The sequence below is a fragment of the Candidatus Methylomirabilota bacterium genome (genome assembly GCA_035260325.1).
Lineage (GTDB): Bacteria > Methylomirabilota > Methylomirabilia > Rokubacteriales > CSP1-6 > AR19.
This window is the reverse complement of record DATFVL010000035.1, coordinates 1-3,545: the sequence shown is the minus strand read 5'-3', so window position 1 is coordinate 3,545 and position 3,545 is coordinate 1. Positions and strand designations below refer to the sequence as shown.

Below are 3,545 nucleotides of genomic sequence, written 5' to 3'. Positions count from 1 at the left end.
CCCGCCGTTCTTCGCCGCCACCGTGATTTCGCGGAGGATCTTCGAGAAGAGCTTCCCCCGCTGGACGTCCGCCTTGCCCTTCTTCCGCTTGATCTGCGACCACCGGGAATGCCCAGACATCGTCCTACCCTCTTTCCTCGTGCAGGGCTGCCTTGAGCCGTTTCACGCGCTCGAGCCTTCCGCCGCGCCGCGCCAGCGCATCCTCCCACCGCCGCCGCTCCCCGGCCGTCGCCGGCGTGAACGGGGGGCAGGGTCGGGGCGCGAGGTCGGGCCCGAGGTGCACGTACGTGAGGAACGCGGTGCAGGCGTGGCGCGCCTCCCCCGACCACGGTACTTCAGCCAGGACCTTGACGCCAACCTCGAGCGAGGAGGTGCCGACGTGGTTCAGCCCCGCCTTGAAGGTGACGACCTCGTGGGTGCGGATCGGCGAGTAGAAGTCCATCGCGTCGAGGCACGCCGTCATGACCAGGCCCCTGCAGTAGCGCATCGAGAGGATCCCGCCCGCCTCGTCGAGGGCCATGAGCATCTTGCCGACGAACATCGTGTCGCCGAAGAGCGCGTCCTCGGGGAGCACGCTGCGCGCGGACTCGAAGCGCCAGCGGGCGTCCGCCTCGTCGGCCGTCGCCGTCTCGCGCGCGCGCGCCGCCTTCTGGGCGAAGCGCGCCAGCCGCTCGGCCCGCCGCCGCCGCGCGGCCTCGACGAGCTCCCGCTCGTGCGCGTCCCGCGACGCGATCGCGTCGCGGACGGGCCGCGGGCGCAGGTCCTCACCCACCTTGACGAAGACCAGGTGCGAGTTGAGCGTCACCGCGCGCGCCCCGGTGGCGACGTTCTCCGCCCACACGCGCACGCCGACCTCGAGCGAGCTCGTGCCGATGTCCTCCACCTGGGCGCGGAGGATCGCGATCTGGCCGACCTTGACGGGGTGCAGGAAGTCGATGTCGTCCATCGCCCCGAGCACGACGTGGCCGCGCGCAACGCGCGCGGCGGCGAGCGTCCCGGCCTGCGTGATCCACTCCATCATGCGCCCGCCGTGGATCTGCCCGGGCGCGCCCGCGTGCTCGGGGAAGACCCAGTTGACCATCTCGACGGCGGTGTCGGCGACCGAGGGCATAGCCTGAACTCTACCACCTCAGCGCGGGCCGCCGGGCGCCGCCTCGAGCGAGACCGTGTCGAGCCGGTGGAAGCCCGTCGGGTGCAGGCGCAGGCCGCGCACCTCGGACCGCGCGAGCGCCCAGTGGAGCCGCACGTAGATCGGGAGCCACGGCAGATCCTCGGCGAGGAGCGCCTGGGCGCGCTGGTAGAGGCGCTGGCGCTCGGCGCGGAACGAGAGCTGGCTGGCGCGGATCAGCGCGTCGTCGAGCCTCGGGTTCCGGTAGAAGGAGAAGTTGAGCGCGCGCGGCCCCTTGACGGCCCCCTCGCTCGCCGACAGCGGGAAGAGGAAGAGGTGCGGATCGCCGCCGAACACCGCCGCCTCGACGAGCGCCAGGTCGTGCTCGCCCTTCTGGAGGGTCGCGCGCGCGGCGTCGGGCTCCTCGATCGAGAGGTTCACCGGCATCTCGGCGGCGCCCAGGGCCAGCTGGATCGTCTCGCCGAGCTTTGGAAGGCTCAGCAGCGCCGTCTCCGACGGCACGAGCAGCATCGGTGCCGCGCCGGTCGGCCACCCGCCGCCCTGCGCGAGGAGGGTCCGCACCGCCTCCTTGCCGGCGCCGAGCAGCGGCGAGCCCTCGCGGCGGGCCCAGACGCCCGCGGGCAGGAACGACTGCAGCGGTACCGCCACCCCGCCGAGCGCGACGCCGATGACGGCGGGATCGAGCGCCGCGGCGACCGCCTGTCGGATCCTCTTGCGGGAGAACGGCTCCTTCTCGGTCTGAAACGCAAGATAGCCGACGCGGAGCCCCGGAACCGAGAGCGCGCCCAGGGTCCGCCGCGGCGGGCCGGCCGAGAACCAGACATCCAGCGTCCCCGCGTCGAGGTCGGCCTCGGCCTGGTCGTCCGTGACGATGTCGAGGATGACGAGACGATCAGACCTCGGCGGGCCCGCCCAATAATCGGGCACCGCCTCGAGCGCCAAGCGTCCCTCCGATGTATCGACGACGCGGTATGGTCCCGTGCCGATCAGGCGTGCCGCGCCGTCACTGCCTGTCACGCTTCTCACGACTCCGAGGCCCGGGTGGGCGAGCACCGTCAGGAGTGGCGCATAAGGCTGGACGAGCACGAACTGCACGGTGTGGGAGTCGGCCGCCCTCACCTCGCGCACCACCCCTGGAACACCGCGGAAAACCGCCGACCAGACGACGGGCGAGCCCGGCACCTCCCCGCGGAGCTGGCGCGCGAAGCTCGCGGCGACGTCCGTCGCGGTGAGCCGGCTACCGTCGTGGAACTTCACGCCTTCGCGGAGCGCGAACGACCACACGAGGCCGTCCCGCGAGACGTTCCAGCGGGTCGCGAGGGCCGGCTCGATGTCGGTCGAGCCCTGGCGGTAGGCGACGAGCGTGTCGAACACCTGCCTCGCGACGAGGGGGACGGCGCCCTCGAGGGCCGTGGCGGGATCGAGTGTCGAGGGGACCCCCGGAACGCCGATGCGCACCTCGCGCCTGATCTCCGTCGCGGGGGCGCTCGATCCCTGAGCGCGCGCGGCCCATGCGGAGGCGAGTGCGAGCAGCAGGAGCGCGGGAGCCGCACGACGGAGACCGTGCATCGGCCCCTTTTATACGTGGAACCCCCCAGCGGCGCCACCCGTTTCCCTGACGCGAAGACGGTACGGAATTTGCTCTTTCATCACGTGAGGCCGTCCCAGGGCGCTCGGAACGGTCAGCAATAGCCAGGCGGAGGAAAAGCGCAATGAAATCGAGGGCGCGATGGCCGGTAAGTAAGCGGCCAACCTTGACTTTCTTTTTTCCAGACGCCTATACTCAGCCAAGCGAAAGGCACGAGCGCATGCGGCGCACGAGGGGTCAAGCGAGAAGGGATGGGCTATGAAGGAGTTCGACAAGAAGAGTAGCCCGAGTCGCGAGGGCTTTTCGAAGTTCCTCCCCGCCGCCATGTCCGACGCCAGCACGCGCCGTCGCCTCACGGAGTACGAGATCCAGGTTCAGGATCTGCAGGCCTACATCCGCTCGCTCGAGGCGGAGACCGTTCACCTCCGCAAGAAACTCGAGGACACGCCGAAGGACTTCATGGTCCTCGAGAACAAGCTCCGCGAGGCGAACCGTCAGCTCGTGCAGGCGTTCAACCAGAACGAGAAGCTCGTGAACGCGCTCTACGAGGCGCGCGAGCAGATCACGGCGCTGAAGGAAGAGGTGGACAAGCTCTGCGCGCCGCCCTCGACGTACGGCGTGTATCTGTCGCCCAACGCGGACGGCACGGTCAACATCCTCGCGCAGGGCCGCAAGGTGAAGGTCAACCTGCACCCCGCCCTCAAGCCCGACGCCCTCAAGCCCGGCCAGGAGCTCATCCTCAACGAGGGCCTCAACGTCATCGAGGCCGCCGGCTACGAGATCCAGGGCGAGGTCGTCATCCTCAAGGAGCAGCTCGACCCCGAGCGC

4 protein-coding genes are annotated in these 3,545 nt (G+C 70.3%); 1 reads left to right on the top strand and 3 read right to left on the bottom strand.

Translation table 11 applies throughout. The features are described 5' to 3' along the window. From VKG64_02530 to VKG64_02520, 3 genes are all read right to left on the bottom strand, one after another. Positions 1–120: YebC/PmpR family DNA-binding transcriptional regulator (locus tag VKG64_02530; GenBank protein HKB23905.1), on the bottom strand; the 120-nt coding region annotated here is incomplete at its 3' end. A gap of 4 nt (positions 121–124) precedes the next feature. After that, complete coding sequence (locus VKG64_02525; GenBank protein ID HKB23904.1) at positions 125–1,111, bottom strand: hotdog domain-containing protein; 987 nt, start codon at positions 1,109–1,111, stop codon at positions 125–127. Between the two features lie 18 nt (positions 1,112–1,129). Next, positions 1,130–2,698: an ABC transporter substrate-binding protein gene (locus VKG64_02520; GenBank protein HKB23903.1), complete on the bottom strand. Its 1,569-nt coding sequence runs from the start codon at positions 2,696–2,698 to the stop codon at positions 1,130–1,132. Positions 2,699–2,975: 277 nt separating this feature from the next. Here VKG64_02520 and VKG64_02515 point away from each other — a divergent pair. Beyond that, a partial coding sequence (locus tag VKG64_02515; protein HKB23902.1) for a hypothetical protein occupies positions 2,976–3,545 on the top strand: 570 nt, incomplete at its 3' end.